The 17628-nt window shown below is 66.0% G+C and carries 15 protein-coding genes and 6 tRNA genes; 11 read left to right on the forward strand and 10 right to left on the reverse strand.

Features of this window, described 5'->3' with window-relative positions:
- The first annotated feature begins 7 nt into the window (after positions 1 to 7).
- Positions 8 to 2065: a 3-hydroxyacyl-CoA dehydrogenase NAD-binding domain-containing protein gene (locus tag JNG39_RS08315; RefSeq protein ID WP_368310681.1), complete on the forward strand. Its 2058-nt coding sequence runs from the start codon at positions 8 to 10 to the stop codon at positions 2063 to 2065.
- A 117-nt stretch (positions 2066 to 2182) separates the two neighbouring features.
- On the opposite strand, the gene JNG39_RS08320 is transcribed toward JNG39_RS08315, so the two are convergent.
- From JNG39_RS08320 to JNG39_RS08340, 5 genes are all read right to left on the reverse strand, one after another.
- Positions 2183 to 2812 (reverse strand): DUF2058 family protein, encoded by a 630-nt coding sequence (locus JNG39_RS08320; RefSeq protein ID WP_368310682.1) that lies wholly within the window; start codon positions 2810 to 2812, stop codon positions 2183 to 2185.
- A gap of 22 nt (positions 2813 to 2834) precedes the next feature.
- Positions 2835 to 3047 carry a SlyX family protein gene (locus JNG39_RS08325; RefSeq protein ID WP_144909087.1) on the reverse strand — a complete coding sequence of 71 codons (213 nt, stop codon included), beginning with the start codon at positions 3045 to 3047 and terminating at the stop codon, positions 2835 to 2837.
- A complete protein-coding gene (locus JNG39_RS08330; RefSeq protein WP_368310683.1) occupies positions 3040 to 4389 on the reverse strand; it encodes a UDP-glucose/GDP-mannose dehydrogenase family protein in 1350 nt (449 codons plus the stop codon). Before JNG39_RS08330 ends, JNG39_RS08325 begins: the two co-directional genes overlap by 8 nt.
- A 134-nt stretch (positions 4390 to 4523) precedes the next feature.
- Positions 4524 to 5318 (reverse strand): FKBP-type peptidyl-prolyl cis-trans isomerase, encoded by a 795-nt coding sequence (locus JNG39_RS08335; RefSeq protein ID WP_368310684.1) that lies wholly within the window; start codon positions 5316 to 5318, stop codon positions 4524 to 4526.
- A gap of 161 nt (positions 5319 to 5479) precedes the next feature.
- Entirely contained in the window at positions 5480 to 7240 is a 1761-nt protein-coding gene (locus JNG39_RS08340) for a cation:proton antiporter (RefSeq protein WP_368310685.1), read from the reverse strand.
- 224 nt (positions 7241 to 7464) lie between these two features.
- On the opposite strand from JNG39_RS08340, the gene JNG39_RS08345 reads away from it, so the two are divergent.
- The 6 genes from JNG39_RS08345 to JNG39_RS08370 all read left to right on the forward strand — a co-directional run bounded on the left by JNG39_RS08345 (position 7465) and on the right by JNG39_RS08370 (position 8085).
- Positions 7465 to 7540 (forward strand) — tRNA-Ala (locus tag JNG39_RS08345).
- 11 nt (positions 7541 to 7551) lie between these two features.
- Positions 7552 to 7627 (forward strand) — tRNA-Glu (locus JNG39_RS08350).
- 69 nt (positions 7628 to 7696) lie between these two features.
- Positions 7697 to 7773 (forward strand) — tRNA-Asp (locus tag JNG39_RS08355).
- 48 nt (positions 7774 to 7821) lie between these two features.
- A tRNA-Ala gene (locus tag JNG39_RS08360) sits at positions 7822 to 7897 on the forward strand.
- 19 nt (positions 7898 to 7916) lie between these two features.
- Positions 7917 to 7992 (forward strand) — tRNA-Glu (locus JNG39_RS08365).
- Between the two features lie 16 nt (positions 7993 to 8008).
- A tRNA-Asp gene (locus JNG39_RS08370) sits at positions 8009 to 8085 on the forward strand.
- Between the two features lie 75 nt (positions 8086 to 8160).
- Here JNG39_RS08370 and JNG39_RS08375 read toward each other — a convergent pair.
- The gene (locus JNG39_RS08375) at positions 8161 to 8646 is read right to left on the reverse strand and encodes a DUF1249 domain-containing protein (protein ID WP_368310687.1); all 486 of its coding nucleotides are present in this window, start codon (positions 8644 to 8646) and stop codon (positions 8161 to 8163) included.
- Between the two features lie 24 nt (positions 8647 to 8670).
- A complete protein-coding gene (locus tag JNG39_RS08380) occupies positions 8671 to 9486 on the reverse strand; it encodes a pyruvate, water dikinase regulatory protein (RefSeq protein WP_247367079.1) in 816 nt (271 codons plus the stop codon).
- Between the two features lie 192 nt (positions 9487 to 9678).
- Here JNG39_RS08380 and ppsA point away from each other — a divergent pair, with 192 nt between their 5' ends.
- The gene (gene ppsA / locus JNG39_RS08385) at positions 9679 to 12054 is read left to right on the forward strand and encodes a phosphoenolpyruvate synthase (protein ID WP_368310688.1); all 2376 of its coding nucleotides are present in this window, start codon (positions 9679 to 9681) and stop codon (positions 12052 to 12054) included.
- Positions 12055 to 12143: 89 nt separating this feature from the next.
- Here the strand turns inward: ppsA and JNG39_RS08390 are convergent, their stop codons facing one another.
- The 3 genes from JNG39_RS08390 to JNG39_RS08400 are packed head-to-tail and all read right to left on the reverse strand — an operon-like array spanning position 12144 to position 14678.
- Positions 12144 to 12923, reverse strand: a complete 780-nt coding sequence (locus JNG39_RS08390; RefSeq protein WP_368310689.1) for a DeoR/GlpR family DNA-binding transcription regulator — start codon at positions 12921 to 12923, stop codon at positions 12144 to 12146.
- The gene (locus tag JNG39_RS08395; protein ID WP_368310690.1) at positions 12920 to 13540 is read right to left on the reverse strand and encodes an HAD family hydrolase; all 621 of its coding nucleotides are present in this window, start codon (positions 13538 to 13540) and stop codon (positions 12920 to 12922) included. Before JNG39_RS08395 ends, JNG39_RS08390 begins: the two co-directional genes overlap by 4 nt.
- 16 nt (positions 13541 to 13556) lie before the next feature.
- The gene (locus tag JNG39_RS08400; RefSeq protein WP_368310691.1) at positions 13557 to 14678 is read right to left on the reverse strand and encodes an MFS transporter; all 1122 of its coding nucleotides are present in this window, start codon (positions 14676 to 14678) and stop codon (positions 13557 to 13559) included.
- A gap of 129 nt (positions 14679 to 14807) precedes the next feature.
- On the opposite strand from JNG39_RS08400, the gene lexA reads away from it, so the two are divergent.
- From lexA to JNG39_RS08415, 3 genes are all read left to right on the forward strand, one after another.
- Positions 14808 to 15434 (forward strand): transcriptional repressor LexA, encoded by a 627-nt coding sequence (gene lexA / locus JNG39_RS08405; protein ID WP_368310692.1) that lies wholly within the window; start codon positions 14808 to 14810, stop codon positions 15432 to 15434.
- A gap of 3 nt (positions 15435 to 15437) precedes the next feature.
- The gene (gene imuA, locus JNG39_RS08410) at positions 15438 to 16070 is read left to right on the forward strand and encodes a translesion DNA synthesis-associated protein ImuA (RefSeq protein WP_144909107.1); all 633 of its coding nucleotides are present in this window, start codon (positions 15438 to 15440) and stop codon (positions 16068 to 16070) included.
- 77 nt (positions 16071 to 16147) lie between these two features.
- Positions 16148 to 17554 carry a DNA polymerase Y family protein gene (locus JNG39_RS08415; protein WP_368310693.1) on the forward strand — a complete coding sequence of 469 codons (1407 nt, stop codon included), beginning with the start codon at positions 16148 to 16150 and terminating at the stop codon, positions 17552 to 17554.
- Positions 17555 to 17628: the final 74 nt, after the last annotated feature.

Raw genomic sequence — 17628 nt, forward strand, 5'->3', positions numbered from 1 at the left:
GACCGCCATGTTCGAAGGACTCCGATTCAAGCACTGGAAGACCAGCGTGGGCGACGACGGCATCGTCGTCCTGACGCTCGACCGCGAGGGCACCAGCGCCAACGCGATCTCCCGCGACGTGCTCGACGAGCTGGACACGCTCGTCGAACGCCTGGGCATCGAAAACCCGACCGGCGTGGTCATCCACTCGGCCAAGCGCTCCGGTTTCGCGGTGGGCGCGGACGTCCGCGAATTCGTGGAGTACGCGCAGACCGGCACCGTGCTCGAAACCATCGAGTATGGCCAGCGCGTCTTCGAGAACCTTGCCCGCCTCCCCTGCCCCACGGTCGCCGCGATCCACGGCGTCTGCCTGGGCGGGGGCGCCGAACTGGCCCTAGCCTGCCGCATGCGCATCGCGGCCGACGACGACGCCACCCGGATCGGCCTGCCCGAGGTGATGCTGGGCATCCATCCTGGCTGGGGCGGCAGCGCCCGTCTCCCGCGCCTCATCGGCGCACCGGACGCCTTGCCGGCCATGCTCACCGGCAAGCCGTTCAATGCGCGCCGCGCCAAGGCCGTGGGCCTGGTCGACCGCCTGGCCCGCCCGGACGAACTGCTCGCCGAAGCACGTCATCTCGCCAAGCGCCCACAGAAACGCCCCCTCGCCCAGCGTGCGAAGGCATGGGCCACGAACACCGCCCCCGCGAGGGCCATCCTGGCGCCGATGGTGCGCAAGCAGACCGCCGCCAAGGTGCGCAAGGAGCATTACCCGGCGCCGTTCGCCCTCATCGATACCTGGGCGCGAGGCGGAGACGACATCCAGCAGCGCCTGAAGCTCGAAGCCCGGTCGGTGGCCAAGCTCGCCGCTACGCCCACCGCACGCAACCTCATCCGTATCTTCTTCCTGCAGGAGCGGCTCAAGGGCCTCGGCGGCGGCGTCGAGCATGGCATCGAGCACGTGCACGTCGTCGGCGCCGGCACCATGGGTGGCGACATCGCCGCGTGGGCCGCGCTCAAGGGCTTCGAGGTCACGCTGCAAGACCGCGAGCTGCGCTTCATCGAGCCGGCGATCCAGCGGGCGAAGACGCTGTTCGAAAAGAAGCTCAAGGCACCCGCCAAGGTCGAAGCCGCCACCGCCCGCCTCCGCGCCGATGTCGAGGGCAAGGGCGTCGCCGACGCCGATCTCGCCATCGAGGCGATCTTCGAGAATCCCGAAGCGAAGCACGCGCTTTACGCGGCCATCGAGCCGCAGTTCCAGGCCGACGAGATCCTCGCCAGCAATACGTCGTCCATTCCGCTCGACGAACTGCGGCAGGGCCTGGCCGCGCCGCAACGCTTCCTGGGCCTGCACTTCTTCAATCCGGTGGCGCAGATGCCGCTCGTGGAAGTCGTCCGCCACGACCGGCTCGACGCCGATATCGAAAAACGCGCACTCGCGTTCTGCAAGGCCATCGGCAAGCTGCCGGTGCCGGTCAAGGGAACCCCGGGCTTCCTGGTCAACCGCATTCTCATGCCCTATCTCATGGAGGCCATGCGCCTCTACAACGAAGGCGTGCCGGGGCCGGTACTCGATCGCGAAGCGAAGAAGTTCGGCATGCCGATGGGCCCGATCGAACTGGCCGACACCGTGGGCCTCGATGTCTGCGCCTCGGTGGGCAAGGAACTGGCGCCGTTCCTGGGTCTCGAGGTGCCGCAGGGCCTCGAGGAAAAGCTCGCCGCGAACAAGCGCGGCAAGAAGGACGGCGAAGGCCTCTACGTCTGGAAGGACGGCAAGCCCGAGAAACCCGAGGTCGATCCGGACTACGTGCCGCCGTCCGACCTGCAGGACCGCATGATCCTGCCGATGGTCAACGAAGCCATCGCCTGCCTCGCGGAAAACGTTGTCGACGATGCCGACCTGCTGGATGCCGGCGTCATCTTCGGCACCGGTTTCGCGCCGTTCCGCGGCGGCCCCATCCAATACGTGCGCACCGAAGGCGTCGCCACGGTTCGCGAGCGGCTGGCGAAGCTCGAGCAGAAGCATGGAGCACGGTTCGCGGCGAAAGAAGGCTGGGATAACCCGGAGCTCAAGGCTCCGGCCGCCTGATTCGTCTTTACCGCTTCGCCGGGTATCGCCGCTGAAGCGGCTCCTACCGAACGGGGTGCGGCAGCTTGCAGCCACCTGCTCGGTAGGAGCCGCTTCAGCGGCGATAGTCCGATGGCCTCACCACATCAGGTCGTCAGGCACGCCGTCGTCCGATTCGCTCTTCGCATCCGGATCCACCATCAGCGCGATGAACTCCGGCGCGATGCCGCGCAGTTCGTCCACCACCACCTTGCTCACCACGAGGTAGCGGCCGTTCTGTTGCACCACGCCCAGCTCACCCGCGTTGATCGCGGCCAGTTGCACGGCATCGACGTGGACGCGCCGAATCTTCTCGCCATACGGAAAGTGGCGCACGTGATCGGCTTCGGCGAGATTCAGCGCCTTGTCCTTCAGCAACGCCTCGACCTTGTTCTTTTTTTCCTTGCGCAAACGGGCCTGCTCGGCGGCCTCGGCTTCCGCCTTCTTGCGTTCGCTGGCCTCGGTCTGCGCGCGGATGGCGTACGCCTTGGCAAGGTCGATCTCGCCGTCCTTGCGTGGCGGACGCTGACCGCCCTGCGGCTTCGGGCCCGGACCCTTTCCCGGGCGGCCACCTTGCGGCTTGCCGCCATGGCGCGGATTCTTGCCCGCATACGGCTGACCGCTCGCGCCACCCTGCTTCTGAGGCGGCGGCGAGGACGTCCTTTTCTCTTCGCGGATCTCCTTGACGAGGCCGCTCTTCAACAACTGGTCGCGCAGGGACTCTGCCATGATCGGTAAGACTCGTTCGGTTTCAGTAATGCGGCGGCGGCGGCTCGGTAGCCGGATCGCTACCCAGGCCCGCGCGCATGTTGCCAAGGTCGGAGCGCAGGTCGCGCACCGCCCGTTCCAGCAGATCGAGCCGGCGTGCGATTTCGGCATCCGCCGACGACAGGCCGTTGACCGTGTCGTCGATGAAGGCCAGGCGCACCTCCAGCTCCATCATGCGTTCGTCCAGCTCAGCCATGTTCGCGCCCCTTGAGACTGCGGCCACGACCGATGCCGTAATAGGCGATGCCCGCCTCTTCGACCAGCATGGGATCGTAGAGGTTGCGACCGTCGAAGATCACCGGCGTGGCCAGCAACGACTTCACGCGTGCGAAGTCGGGGCTACGGAAGGCCTTCCACTCGGTGACGATCACCAGGGCGTCGGCCCCCTCGAGCGCTTCGTAAGGACGCCCAGCCAAGTAGAGGTCGGCGCGTTCGCCGTAGATGCGACGGGTTTCGTCGGCCGCCTCGGGATCGAAGGCGCGCACCTTCGCGCCCACATCCCAGAGCTTCTCCATCAGGCGACGACTCGATGCCTCGCGCATGTCGTCGGTGTTCGGCTTGAAGGCCAGGCCCCATACGGCGATGGTCATGCCCTGGAGCTTGCCGCCGAAATGCGCCGAAAGCAGATCGAACAGGCGTGATTTCTGCGCATCGTTGACGGCTTCCACCGCGTCGAGCAGGCGTGCGTCGTAGCCCACCGCGTGGGCCGTGCGCGCCAGCGCCTGCACGTCTTTCGGAAAGCACGAACCGCCGTAGCCCGCGCCGGGATAGATGAAGTGGTAGCCGATGCGCGGATCGGCGCCGATGCCCTGGCGCACGAGTTCCACGTCGGCGCCCACGCGCTCGGCGATGTTGGCGATCTCGTTCATGAAGCTGATCTTCGTCGCCAGCATGGCGTTGGCGGCGTACTTGGTCAGCTCGGCAGAGCGCTCGTCCATCACCACCATGCGGTCGTGGTTGCGGTTGAACGGTGCATAGAGCTTGCGCAACACGCCCACGGCCCGTTGGCTGGACGAGCCCACGATGATGCGATCGGGACGCATGCAGTCCTCGACCGCGTCGCCCTCTTTGAGGAATTCGGGGTTGGACACGACATCGAAAGGCACCGACGAGCCCCTCGCCTCGAGCCGTTCGGCGATGGCGGCACGCACCCGATCGGCCGTACCGACCGGCACGGTCGATTTGTTCACCACGACGGTGTAGCGGTCGATGTGGTCGCCGATGGTCCGCGCCACGGCCAGCACGTACTGGAGGTCGGCGCTGCCGTCCTCGTCGGGCGGCGTGCCGACGGCGATGAACACGATATCGCCATGCTCGATGCCCTGTACCGCGTCCGTGGTGAAGCCGAGACGCCCTTCGTCGTGGTTGCGCACCACCATCGGTTCGAGGCCGGGCTCGTAGATGGGAATGTCGCCCTGCTTCAGGCGCTCGACCTTGCCGGTATCCACGTCGACGCAAAGCACGTGGTTGCCCATTTCGGCGAGGCAGGTTCCGGTGACGAGACCGACGTAGCCGGTTCCGAAGATGGTGACTTTCATGAGGTTCCCGGGAAGGGCGACGCATGCGTCGTAACGACGAATTGTAAGCCGCCATCCCATGGGCGAAAAGAAAAACCATGAAAAAAGGCGCGGATCGCTCCGCGCCTTTTTCGTGTAACCCAAACCGCCGGGGCTTAGTTGCCGCCCTTGTCCTGCACGGTCGGAGCAGCACCCGGACCCTTGCCGGCCGGGGTCGGACCGGTCTTGACCAGCTCGACGTCGAAGATGATCGTCGCATTCGGCGGGAAGCCGTTTTCCGGCTTGGCGCCGTAGGCGATGTTCGACGGGATGAAGAGCTTGTACTTGCCGCCGACCTGCATCAGCTGCAGGCCCTCGCGGAAGCCCGGGATGACCGCGGCGAGCGGGATCTGGGCCGCACCCGGCGGCTGGTGGTCGGCCGACGAATCGAACTTCTGGCCGTTCACGAAGGTGCCGGTGTAGTTGATGGTGACCGTGTCGTTCGGACCCGGACGCTGGCCGGTACCGGCCTGGACCACCTGGTACTGCAGGCCCGAGGCGGTGACCTTCACGCCCGGAGCGGTCTTGTTCTTGGCCAGGAAGGCGTCGCCTTCGGCCTTGTTCTGCGCGGCGACCTTGTTGTACTCGGCCTCGGCCTTGGTCTTCAGCTGGGCCACGAAGGCTTCACGCGTGGACTTGGCTTCCGCTTCGGACATGGTCGGCTTCTGGCCGGAGAGCGCGGCCTGCAGGGCCTTGGCGACCGTGGCCGGGTCGACTTCCTGGGCCACGAGCGGCGGCAGCGAGCTGGCGAGATCCCAGCCCACGACGTAGCTGGCCTTCTGCTTGTCGACCGGACCCGCGGCAGCCGACTTGGCGGCGGGCTTGGCGCCCTGGGCGGATGCGCCCGCGGCCGTACCCAGCGCAACCGCCAGGGCGACGGCCGTCATCGTGGGACGCAAAAAGTGCTTCATTCGATACTCCCTCTTGGAAAGATTGGCGACGCCGCCAGTACACCTCCGTGTGGAGGCAGAAACGCCATTGTGCGGTGGTTCGCGGCTAGCTTGCAATGACGGGCCAAAGACAGGGTTTCACGGGAAAAGTTCACCGGCCTTTCGTGGATGTGACGAAATCGTCATTCCTCGTGCCCATGGCCGGGTTTTTCCAGCGTGTCGCGCAGGGCCGCCTGCAGCCGGGCATGGACCTGCACCAGTACCCGCCAGAGCAACCAGGTGAGCCCGATGCCGATCAGCACCAGCACGATGGCCACCTCGCGGGGCGGCAGGATCGTCGAGGCCAGGGCGGCCACCAGCAGCCCCAGGATCAGCATCGCCACCAGGGGAATGATCCGGGCGAGCACGGCGCGAATGGTGTAGGTGCGGGCGCCGAAACGGTCGGGGATGCTCAGCTCCGCCAGCAGCATGCCCAGCGCCTCCGCCTTTCGATAGGTCGCCACCACCATGGGCAGGGAAAGGAGCGCCGCCACCGACCAGGCGAGGCTGCGTCGCACGTTCGGCTCGTCGCTGAACAGGTCCAGGTGGAGGAATCCGCGGCGATAGGCGAAGGCCACGATGATGAAGACCGCGACCACCAGCACCATGTTGATCGCCACGTGCCAGACCAGCCGGCGGATCATCTTCATCACCATGGCGCCCTGCCCTTGCAGGCCGAGGTTGCCCATCCATTCCGTGTAGGCGCCGAACACGCCGGTGACACGCGCCGGCAGCACGCGGCCGAGGACTCCCGCCAGGGGCACGGACGCGCGAATGAGGTAGGGCGTAAGGAAGGTGGTGATCGCCGACACCGCCACGGCCACGGGATAGAGGAAGCCGCTGGTCACCTTCAGGCTCAGGCCCAGCGAGGCGATGACGAAGGAGAATTCGCCGATCTGCGCCAGCCCCATGCCCACCCGCAGGGACGTGCGGCCGTCGTTACCCGCGACGAAGCTGCCGAAACTGCATGTCACCACCTTGCCCACCACGACGGCGACGGTGACGATGGTGATCGGCCAGGCGTACTCGACCAGCAACGCCGGATCGATGAGCATGCCGATGGCGACGAAGAAGATCGCGCTGAACATGTCGCGCACCGGCATGATGATCCGCTCGATGCGCGCCACGCTTTCGGACTCGGCCACGATCGCGCCGATCATGAAGGCACCCAGCGCCACGCTGTAGCCCAGTTCGGTCACCAGCAGGCAGAAGCCGAAACAGATGCCGAGCACCGCCACGAGCAGCACGTCGTTACGGCTCACCCGCGCGATGTAGTCGACCACGCGAGGCACCAGCAGCAGGCCCACCACCAGCGACACCGCCATGAACAGGCCGAGGCGCCCGACCGCGGCCAGCGCCTGCCCCGTTTCCACGCCGCCCGTGCTGGCGATACCCGTAAGCAACGCCATGAGCACGATGGCGAGCAGGTCTTCGACGATGAGGATGCCGAACATCAGTTGCGCGAAACGCTCGCGCTTGAGGTTCAGGTCTTCCAGCGCCTTCATGATGATGGTGGTCGAGGAGATCGACAGCATCGCGCCGAGGAAGATCGAATCCATCGCCGACCAGCCGAAGAAGCGCCCGATTTCGTAGCCGATCCACACCATCAGCACGATCTCGGCGAAGGCGGCCACGAGGGCCGCCCCGCCGACCGCGCGCAGTTTCTTCAGGCTGAATTCCAGGCCCAGCGCGAACAGCAGCAGGATCACGCCCAGTTCGGAGAGCGTGCGGATCGTTTCTTCGTCGTGGATGAAGATGAAGGGGAAGGTATGCGGACCGATCAACAGGCCGGCGATGATGTAGCCGAGCACGACAGGCTGGCGCAGGCGCTGGAACAGCACCGTGGTGAGTCCGGCCACGAGCATGACCGTGGCGAGGTCCTGGATGAAAACGAGCCCGTGCATGCCTGTCCTTTGAAGAATGTGGGAACAGGTTAACCCGTGGGCCGGTGTGGGAGCCGACTTTGCCGGCGACAACGTGCGAACCACCGGGACCGCCCGCGTGGTCCATCATGCAAGTACGTGCCGCTCATGGACATTCCCGACATGCCCGAAACCGACGTTGAAAAAAATGTAACGAACGCTTGACGGGTTCGGCATTCAGCCGTAATCTTTGCGGCTTCCAGCAGGGGGCCATAGCTCAGCTGGGAGAGCGCCTGCATGGCATGCAGGAGGTCGCCGGTTCGATCCCGGCTGGCTCCACCAACTTCTAGTACGTCCCCATCGTCTAGAGGCCTAGGACATCACCCTTTCACGGTGGCGACCGGGGTTCGAATCCCCGTGGGGACGCCACTTCCTTAGTCCGCTAAGGAGTGAGAGTACTGAAGTTGGTTTGTGGTTGGAAGGTTTGAGAAGTAATTCGGAGCGGTAGTTCAGTCGGTTAGAATGCTGGCCTGTCACGCCGGAGGTCGCGGGTTCGAGTCCCGTCCGCTCCGCCATTACTTTCAAGAATCCGCCTGATGGGCGGATTTTTTTTCCCGGTTTACGGGGCCATAGCTCAGCTGGGAGAGCGCCTGCATGGCATGCAGGAGGTCGCCGGTTCGATCCCGGCTGGCTCCACCATGTTTCACGTTTCAAGTACGTCCCCATCGTCTAGAGGCCTAGGACATTACCCTTTCACGGTAGCGACCGGGGTTCGAATCCCCGTGGGGACGCCAACTTGAAAAGCAGTTCGGAGCGGTAGTTCAGTCGGTTAGAATGCTGGCCTGTCACGCCGGAGGTCGCGGGTTCGAGTCCCGTCCGCTCCGCCATTGCTTTTCCTTTCAAAGAAAAATCCGCCCTCGAGGCGGATTTTTTTTGCCGTGATGCAGCCGATGAATCGGCTCCTACCGAGCGGGTTCCCCGCCGGCGGCGTCCACCCGCTCCAGCGTCCCGATCGAATGCCCCTGCTCCGCCAGGTATTCCAGCCAGCGGCTGAGGAATCCGTTCATGCGCAGGCGGTGCTGGAACACGGTATCGGCGGGCGGAAACGGCCCGAGCACCTGCCATAGCTTGCGGCCGGGATGGCAGTGCATCGCCTCGGCCACGTGGGCGTCGGTGTACATGCGCAATTGCGCCGACGGCGACGGCTGGCCGGTGGTCTCGTCGACGAAGTCGTAGGTGAGCTCCAGCTCCAGGGTGTAGGGATGCTTTTCCTGGATGTCGAGCTGCACCTTGAGGCCGTCGTCCACGTCGGACACGTAACGTCCGGGCGCCAGCCGCTGGGGCGCGAACAGCCGCGCCAGCCGGTGGTAGTTCTCCGAGTAGAGTCCCATCAGGAACTCGAAGCGTCCCGGAATCAACGCGATGGGGCGTTCGATGACGGAGGTCATGGCGCGGTCGGTCTCCTGGCTCAATCAGTACATGTGTCTCTCGATGCCGAGGTATTCGAAGATCTTGCTCGAGATCTCCTCGATCGAGGTATGGGTCGTGTTCAACACCGGGATGTTCTCCCGTCGCATCAGGCGGTCGGCCTGCTCCAGCTCCCAGCGGCACTGCTTCAGCGTGGCATAGCGGCTTCCGGGACGACGCTGCTCGCGGATCTGGGCCAGGCGGATGGGGTCGATGGTGAGTCCGAACAGCCGGCTACGGTAGGGCTTCAGCCGCGACGGCAGTTCGAGCTTGTCGAGATCGTCGTCCGTGAGCGGGTAGTTGGCGGCGCACACACCGTAATGCAAGGCCATGTACAGGCAGGTGGGGGTCTTGCCGGACCGGGACACGCCCACCAGCACCACGTCGGACTGGTTGTAGTCCACGTCCAGCCCGTCGTCGTGCGCGAGGGCATAGTTGGTGGCCTCGATGCGGGCCTCGTACCGCTCGGCATTGACCAGGCCGTGGGAGCGGTTGACCGCGCCGGACTGCTTGGCGCCGAGTTCGATTTCCAGCGGCTCGATGAAGGGCGCGAACACGTCGAGCATCAGGGCCCCGCTGCCGGCCACGATGTCGCAAAGGGCCCGGGAGGTCATGGTGTTCACCACGATGGGACGCTGGCCATCCTGGGCGTACTTGGTCTTGATCCGCAGGCAGGCGGCTTCGGCTTTGGCCGGGTTATCGATGAAGGGAAGGCGGTGGGTGTCGAACTGCACCCCGTCGAACTGGGCCAGCATGCTGTTGCCGATCGTCTCGGCGGTGATCCCGGTGGAGTCGGAGATGAAGAACACGGTTCGCCGCATGAAAACGATTCCTCGGGAAAAGGTAGGACCCAGATGACTCCCACCTTAAGACCAATACGCCGTCCTAACCAACTACCCCGCAGAATAAGCGGGTCGTTTGTGCATTGCGCCTTGTATGGTGGCAATACCACTACGACAATGCGCCGATTTTTCCAGCGCGGCCCGCCGCCCAACCGATGTGAGGATCTTCCTTTGAGCGACCTGGTACTTTGGCTCGACGCGCTACGCATGACCGACCTGGGCAAGGTGGGCGGCAAGAACGCCTCCCTTGGCGAGATGATCGGCAACCTGGCGAAACTGGGCGTCTCCGTTCCCGGTGGCTTCGCCACCACGGCCGACGCCTTCCAGACCTATCTCGAGAAAAGCGGCCTTGCCAAGCGCATCCAGGAGCGCCTGGCCACGCTCGACGTCGACGACGTCGACGAGCTGACCCGCGGCGGCAAGGAGATCCGCGGCTGGATCGTCGATACCGCCCTGCCCGCCGACCTCGAGCAGGCCATCCGCGACGCCTACGCCAAGCTCTGCAAAGACGCCGGCGCCACGGACATCGCCGTGGCCGTGCGCTCCTCCGCCACCGCCGAAGACCTTCCCGACGCGTCCTTCGCCGGCCAGCAGGAAACCTTCCTCAACGTCGCGGGCATCGACGACGTGCTGCATAAGGTGAAGGAAGTCTTCGCCTCGCTCTACAACGATCGCGCCATCGCCTATCGCGTGCACCAGGGCTTCAAGCACGAGGACGTCTTCCTCTCGGCCGGCGTGCAGTTGATGGTGCGCTCCGACGTGGGCGCCTCCGGCGTGCTGTTCACCCTCGACACCGAGTCGGGCTTCCGTGACGTGGTCTTCGTCACCGGCTCGTACGGCCTGGGCGAGATGGTGGTCCAGGGCGCCGTGAATCCCGACGAGTTCTACGTGTTCAAGCCCACCCTGAGGGAAGGCAAGCCGGCCGTGCTGCGTCGCAGCCTCGGCGCCAAGCAGCAGCGCATGGTCTATTCCAGCCAGCCCGGCGAGCGCGTGCGCATCGAGGAGACCCCGGTCCAGGACCGCCACCGCTTCTGCATCGACGACGCCGACGTGGAAGAGCTGTCCCGCCAGGCGCTGGTCATCGAAAAGCACTACGGCCGCCCGATGGACATCGAGTGGGCGAAGGACGGCCACACCGGCAAGCTCTACATCGTGCAGGCCCGTCCCGAGACGGTGAAGTCGCGTTCGCACGCCACCACGCTCGAACGCTTCCAACTCAACGAGAAAGGCAAGGTGCTCACCGAAGGCCGTGCCATCGGCCAGAAGATCGGCTCGGGCAAGGCCCGCGTCATCCGCTCGCTGGCCGACATGAACAAGGTGCAGCCGGGCGACGTGCTCGTCGCCGACATGACCGACCCCGACTGGGAGCCGGTGATGAAACGCGCCGCCGCCATCGTCACCAACCGTGGCGGCCGCACCTGCCACGCGGCGATCATCGCCCGCGAGCTGGGCGTACCGGCGGTGGTGGGCTGCGGCAACGCGCTGGACACCATCCCCGACGGCACCGACGTCACCGTATCGTGCGCCGAGGGCGACACCGGCACGATCTACGAAGGCATCCTCAAGTTCGACCGCATCACCGCCGATCTCGGCGCGATGCCCGAGGCGCCGCTGAAGATCATGATGAACGTGGCCAACCCCGAGCGCGCCTTCGACTTCGGCATGCTGCCGAACGCCGGCATCGGCCTGGCCCGCCTGGAAATGATCATCGCCAGCCACATCGGCGTGCATCCCAAAGCCATGCTCGAATACGGCAAGCAGGATGCCGAGACCAAGGCGCGCATCGACGCGCGGATCGCCGGCTACAAGGATCCCGTGTCGTTCTACGTCGACCGCCTCGCCGAAGGCATCGCCACCATTGCCGCTTCGGTTTATCCCAAGCCGGTGATCGTGCGCCTGTCCGACTTCAAGTCGAACGAATACGCCGGCCTGCTCGGTGGTTCGCGTTATGAACCGCACGAAGAAAACCCGATGATCGGCTACCGCGGCGCCAGCCGTTACGTCTCGGCCGATTTCGCCGAGTCGTTCGCGCTGGAATGCAAGGCGGTCAAGTACGTACGCGAGACGATGGGCCTGGGCAACGTGTGGGTGATGATCCCCTTCGTGCGCACGCTCGACGAAGGCCGCAAGGTGATCGAGGTGCTGCGCAAGAACGGCCTGGTCCAGGGCGAGCACGACCTCAAGGTCATCATGATGTGCGAGGTGCCGTCCAACGCGCTGCTGGCCGACGAATTCCTCGACATCTTCGACGGCTTCTCGATCGGCTCGAACGACCTCACCCAGCTCACCCTCGGTCTCGACCGCGATTCGAGCATCGTCGCCAACCTGTTCGACGAGCGCGACCCGGCGGTGAAGAAGCTGCTCGCCCTCGCCATCAAGACGGCGCGCGAAAAGGGCAAATACGTGGGCATCTGCGGCCAGGGCCCGTCGGACCACCCGGACCTCGCCGAGTGGCTCATGGAACAGGGCATCGAATCGGTGTCGCTCAACCCGGATACCGTCGTGGATACCTGGTTGCGCCTCGCCAAGAAGAAGCAGGCCGTCTAAGGGCCCGGCGTAGCTCGGTAGGAGCCGATTCATCGGCGATCAGCGCAACGGCGTTTCCGCTCCGTTGGCTTTCGCCGCTGAAGCGGCTCCTACCAAGCCGGCTTCGCATGCACGGCCACGCCAGCCATGCGATACCGCTCCATCACGCTTTCTTCGGTATCCCCTGCCACCACCAGGTGCGTAATCGCCGTGATCGGCACCGTATGATGCGTCGCCGACGCCACCAGCTTGTCCGGCGTGGCGATCGCCACCGTCTCGCCGCTCGCTTCGACGATCGCCTGCTTGAACACCGTCTCCTCCTCGTCGAAGGTCCACAGGCCGCTGACGGGGTCGATCGCGCATACGCCGGGAAAACACAGGTCCGCGCGAATGTCCTGCGCCTGCCGAACCGTGCGCGAACCGATGGCCCCGCCGATACGCGGATCGATCCGCCCGCCCAGCAGCATCACCTCGAAACCTGGACGGCCCAGCACCGCCATGGCGACGTCGGGGGCATTGGTCACCACCGTGAGGTCGCGTCGCTCGGGTAGCGCGTGCGCCAGCGCGGTATTGGTCGAACCGGCGTCGATGAAGAGGATCTGCCCCTCCCCGACCAGCGAGGCCGCGACGCGGGCAAGCGAGCGTTTGAGCTCGACGCGTTCGTGATGACGCTCGCCGAGCGGGGCGACGGGCTGCGCCAGCAAGGCGCCGCCGTAGACACGCCGGCACAGTCCCTGGGAGGCGAGATCGCGCAGGTCCCGGCGGATGGAATCCTCCGACACCCGGAACGCCTGCGCGAGATCCGCCGCCACCACCCGGCCATCGCGCCGAAGTCGTTCGAGGATCCACTGCTGCCGCTCGCGCGGCAGGGTGACGTCGGTCGCGTTCATGCCTTCAGGAAGCCCAGCGCGACCAGCTCCGCGCGCAGCTGCGCCGGCGAATGGAAGTGCACGCCATGGATGCCGAGCTTTTCCGCGGCGTCCACGTTGAGCTTGTTGTCGTCGATGAAAATCGCGGTCGCCGGATCGATGTCGTAGCGCTCCAGCAACGTCTCGTAGAGCTTCGGATCGGGCTTGATCGTGCCCTCCTCTCCCGAGACCACGATGCCGTCGAACCATCCGAAGAAGTCGTAGCGTTCGCGGGCGAAGGGAAACGTCTCGTGCGACCAGTTGGTGAGGCCGTACAGCGGATGGCCTGCCTGTTTCAGGTCGTGCAGGATCACGATGCTGTCGTCGATGGGGCCCTTGAGGGTTTCCGGCCAACGCCGGTGATAGGCCTCGATCAGTTCGGCGTGCTGCGGATACTCCGCCGTGAGCAGGCGCACGGCCTCGGTCCACGGACGCCCCGCATCCTGCTGGAGGTTCCACTCGTTGGTGGTCACCTCGGCGAGGAAACGCTCCATGCCGGCCTCGTCGTCGCCGAACAGCTTGCGGTAGAGATAACGGGGGTTCCAGTCGACGAGTACGCCGCCGAAATCGAAGATCACCACTTCGCGCCGGGTATGCATTGCAAGAATTCTCCGATCAACGGCGCGCGATCGACGCGCACAGGGAAACGACCACCAGCAGGCCGGCGACGCCGGTCAATGCGATGGACAGGGTACTCAGGTGGGCGACGAAACCGATGCCGGCCGGCCCGGCAAGCATGCCCGCGTAACCCAGCGCCGTGACGATGGCGATGGCCACGCCCGGCGAGGCGCCACCCATCCGGCCCGCCGCGCTGAACAAGACCGGCACGATGTTCGACGCGCCGATGCCCACGAGCACGAAGCCGAAAAGCGCCGCCGGACCCCACGGAATCAACGTGGCGACGAGGAAGCCGGCGGCCGCGACGAGACTGCCTCCCCGTACGATGGCCACGGGCCCCACGTGCGAGGTGATGCGATCGCCCAGCAGGCGGCACACCGCCATGGCCACGGAAAACGCGGCGTAGCCCAGTCCCGCCGACGACGCGTCGAAGCCGCGCGAGAAACGCAGGAACACCGCGCTCCAGTCCAGCATCGATCCTTCGGCCAGGAAAACCACGAGGCAGAGAAAACCCAGCAGGAAAACGGCGCCACCCGGCATCCGGAACGGGGCACGGGCGTCCGCATGCGCATCCTCGTGGCGCACGATCAAATGTCGCCACTGGGTCAGCACGATCACCAGCAAGGCGAGCGACACGGCGACGGCGCTGCCGGTCAGGGGCGCGCCCGCCTTCAGCAGTGCGGCCATGCCCGCGGACCCCACGAGGCCACCCACGCTGAAGAGACCGTGGAAGCCGGACATCATCGGCCTGCCCTGTTGCTTCTCCACGTCGACCGCATGCGCGTTCATGGCCACGTCGACCAGGCCGAGCGACGCGCCGAAGAACAGCAGCGCCGCCCCCAGCCACGTTGCGCTGGGGGCCACGGTGAGCAGCGGCAACGCGACACAGACGAGCAATCCCGTCACGCCGATCACGTCGCGGTTGCCGAAGCGGTGGGTGAGGAAACCCGCCAGCGGCATCGCCGCCGCCGCGCCGCATCCCATGCATAGCAGCACCATGCCGAGCGTGCCGTCGTCCAGGCCCAGGCGATCCTTGGCGTACGGAACCATGGGCGCCCAGCTGGCCATGCCGATGCCGGAGAGGAGAAAGATCAGGCGGGTGGCGCGTACAGGGTTCATCGAACAGCCGTCGTCAAGGATTGAGGATCAATGTACTCAATCGTGCATGAACGTGCAATTCGAATGCACATTCTTCGACAAGGCGCTTTTCTCTTGCATCCACGTACGGGGATGTGTACAAATGTACGCATGCCGACACCTTCCCTCACCGAGCGCCAGCAGCGCACCCTGACCTTCCTGCGAGACTATCTGCAGGCCCAGGGTTTGCCGCCCACCCTGCGCGAGATCGCCGACGCGCTGGGTTTCCCCAGCCATAGTTCGGCACAGGCCTGCGTGGAATCCCTGGTGCGCAAGGGTGTGCTCGAACGTTCGCCCCAGCATCGCGGCCTGCGCCTGCCCGGCGGCCAAGCTCCGGGGCTGCGTGGAGCGATGGCCGTCGAATTGCCGCTCATCGGACGCGTGGCCGCAGGCTCGCCCATCCTCGCCGAGGAAAACATCGAGTCCCAGCTGGAGGTCGACCCGGCCCTCTTCCGTCCCCGCGCCGATTACCTGTTGCGCGTGGTGGGCCTGAGCATGCGCGATGTGGGCATTCTCGACGGCGACCTTCTCGCCGTGCACCGCACCCGCACGGCCAACGATGGCCAGATCGTCGTGGCACGCCTCGACGACGAGGTCACGGTCAAACGCCTCAAGCACGAGCGCGATCGTCTCTTGCTGCTTCCCGAAAACCCCGACTTCGATCCCATCGAGGTCGACCCACGCCGCCATGAATTCGCCATCGAAGGGCGTTACGTCGGCATCATCCGCAGGGCCTAACCCATGAACGCCATCGCCACCCCGTCGCTCGCCCAGGTACTCGACCATCCCGGTATCTGGCGCCGCTCCGCCGATCGCCAGCCGCGCGTGCGTGCGTTACCCACCGGCTGGACGTCGCTCGACGCGAAGCTGCCGGGCGGCGGCTGGCCCCAGGGCGCGTTGAGCGAAATCCTCTTCGAACACCAGGGCCTGGGCGAACTCGATTTGGTGATGCCCGCCCTCGCCTCGCTGACGCAGGAACACCGTCGCGTGATCTTCATCGCGCCACCGCACCTGCCCTACGCACCCGCCCTGGCGGCCGCCGGCGTCGACCTGCGCTTCCTGCACGAGATTCAGGCAGGTGCCAGCGAGGCCGCGTGGAGCATGGAGCAATGCCTGCGTTCGGGCTGCTGCGGCGCCGTGGTGGGCTGGCTCCCGGCCGACATCGACTACCGCAGCCTGCGCCGCCTGCAACTGGCCGCCGAAAGCGGAGATGCCTGCGCCCTCATTTTCCGTGATGCGTCCTATGCCGCCCAGAACAGCCCGGCCGCACTACGCATCAAGGTCAGCAACAGCGACGAAGCCACCTACGTCGACGTGCTCAAGTCGCGAGGCTTGCTGACCACCACCGCTCCGCTGCTGCGCATGCGGGCCTGAGGTTCGTTCGGCATGACGACGTCCCTCATCCGTCGTCATGCCGGGCGCCTCTCACGGCCACGTTCCATAACGCAGTCATGTTTTGGGCCTGCCTCCGTTTCCCCGGCCTGGCGTTCTCCGCCGCCTTCGCCGCGGCACCGGAGGCAGGCCCCTCTGCCCTGCTCGATCAGCAGGCTCGCCAGCGCCTGATTGCCCTGCCCAATGCCGAGGCTGCGGCACAAGGCGTACGGCGCGGCCAAAGCCTGGCCGCTGCCCGGGCTCTATGCCCTTCGCTTGCGGTGCGGCCACGCGATCGTGATGCCGAAGCCGGTCTGCTGGCCGAACTGGCCGCCTGGTGTTACCAGTTCAGCGGCCATGTCAGTCTCGTACCGTCCCAGGCCATCCTCATGGAAGTCGGCGCGAGCCTGCGCCTGTTCGACGGCTGGCCCAAGCTCATCGCCCAACTGAAACACGGGCTGTCCGAGCAGGGGCATGCGCATACGATCGCCGCCACGCCCTTTCCGGCGGCGTCATGGGTCTTCGCCGCCAGCGCCGACGGCATGGCATTGCCGGACGTCGACGGCGTGCGGCGCATGCTCGGTGCCTTGCCGCTCGCACGGAGCGGCTTGCCCGCAAGCACGGTGACATCACTGCAGGCGATGGGATTTCGCCGGCTCGAGGAGGTCTTCCACCTGCCCCGCCCCGAACTGACCCGACGCATCGGCAGGCAAGGTGTCGGCTGGCTCGACCGCCTTCGCGGTGAAGCGCCCACGGCGCTGCCCGCCTGGCAACCACCGGCCAGCTTCCGGCAAACGATCGAATTCGATGGCGAGCTCGACGGCAGCCAGCCCTTGCTGTTTCCCCTGCGCCGACTGACGCGCTCGCTGGCGAACCAGCTCGCCGCACGCGACGGTGGCGTGCAGCGATTCACGCTCACGCTGGAACATGCGCGCGGGGAAAGCACACGCATCGTCGTCGCCATGGCCGCGCCCCAGCGCGAAGCCGAGCGCCTTTTCGAACTGGCTCGCACGCGGCTCGAACGAACCACCTTGCCTGAACCGGCCCGCTCGCTCGAGTTGCATGCCGACGAGTTGCCCGTGTTTCGCCCACCGATGCGCGACCTGTTCGAGCCCATCAAGGGCGACGGACTCGACTGGACCACGCTCGACGAACGCCTGCGCGCCCGGCTCGGCGACGCGGCGCTGAAGCAGATCGAGCTGGTGGCGGACCACCGGCCGGAGCGCGCCTCACGCTATGGCACGCCGACGGCCAAGGTCCCGCCGCCGCCCCAGCGACGGCCGTTGTGGCTCCTGCGCCGCCCGGAACCGCTGCGCCATGAACCCGCCGTGCTGCTGAGCGGTCCCGAACGCATCGAAAGCGGCTGGTGGGACGAGGACGACATACGCCGCGATTACTACATCGTGCGCACCCCGCAAGGACAACGCGCCTGGGCCTATCGGTCGCCCGAGGCACAAAGCTGGATGCTGCACGGCTGGTTCGCCTGACGGTGATCCCATGAGGTTGCCGACCGATGCCATGCGGTGCCTGGCCGACGCCGCGTCAGCGGCGATAGCCCGTG

This window comes from Luteibacter sp. CQ10 (genome assembly GCF_040900725.1).
Lineage (GTDB): Bacteria > Pseudomonadota > Gammaproteobacteria > Xanthomonadales > Rhodanobacteraceae > Luteibacter.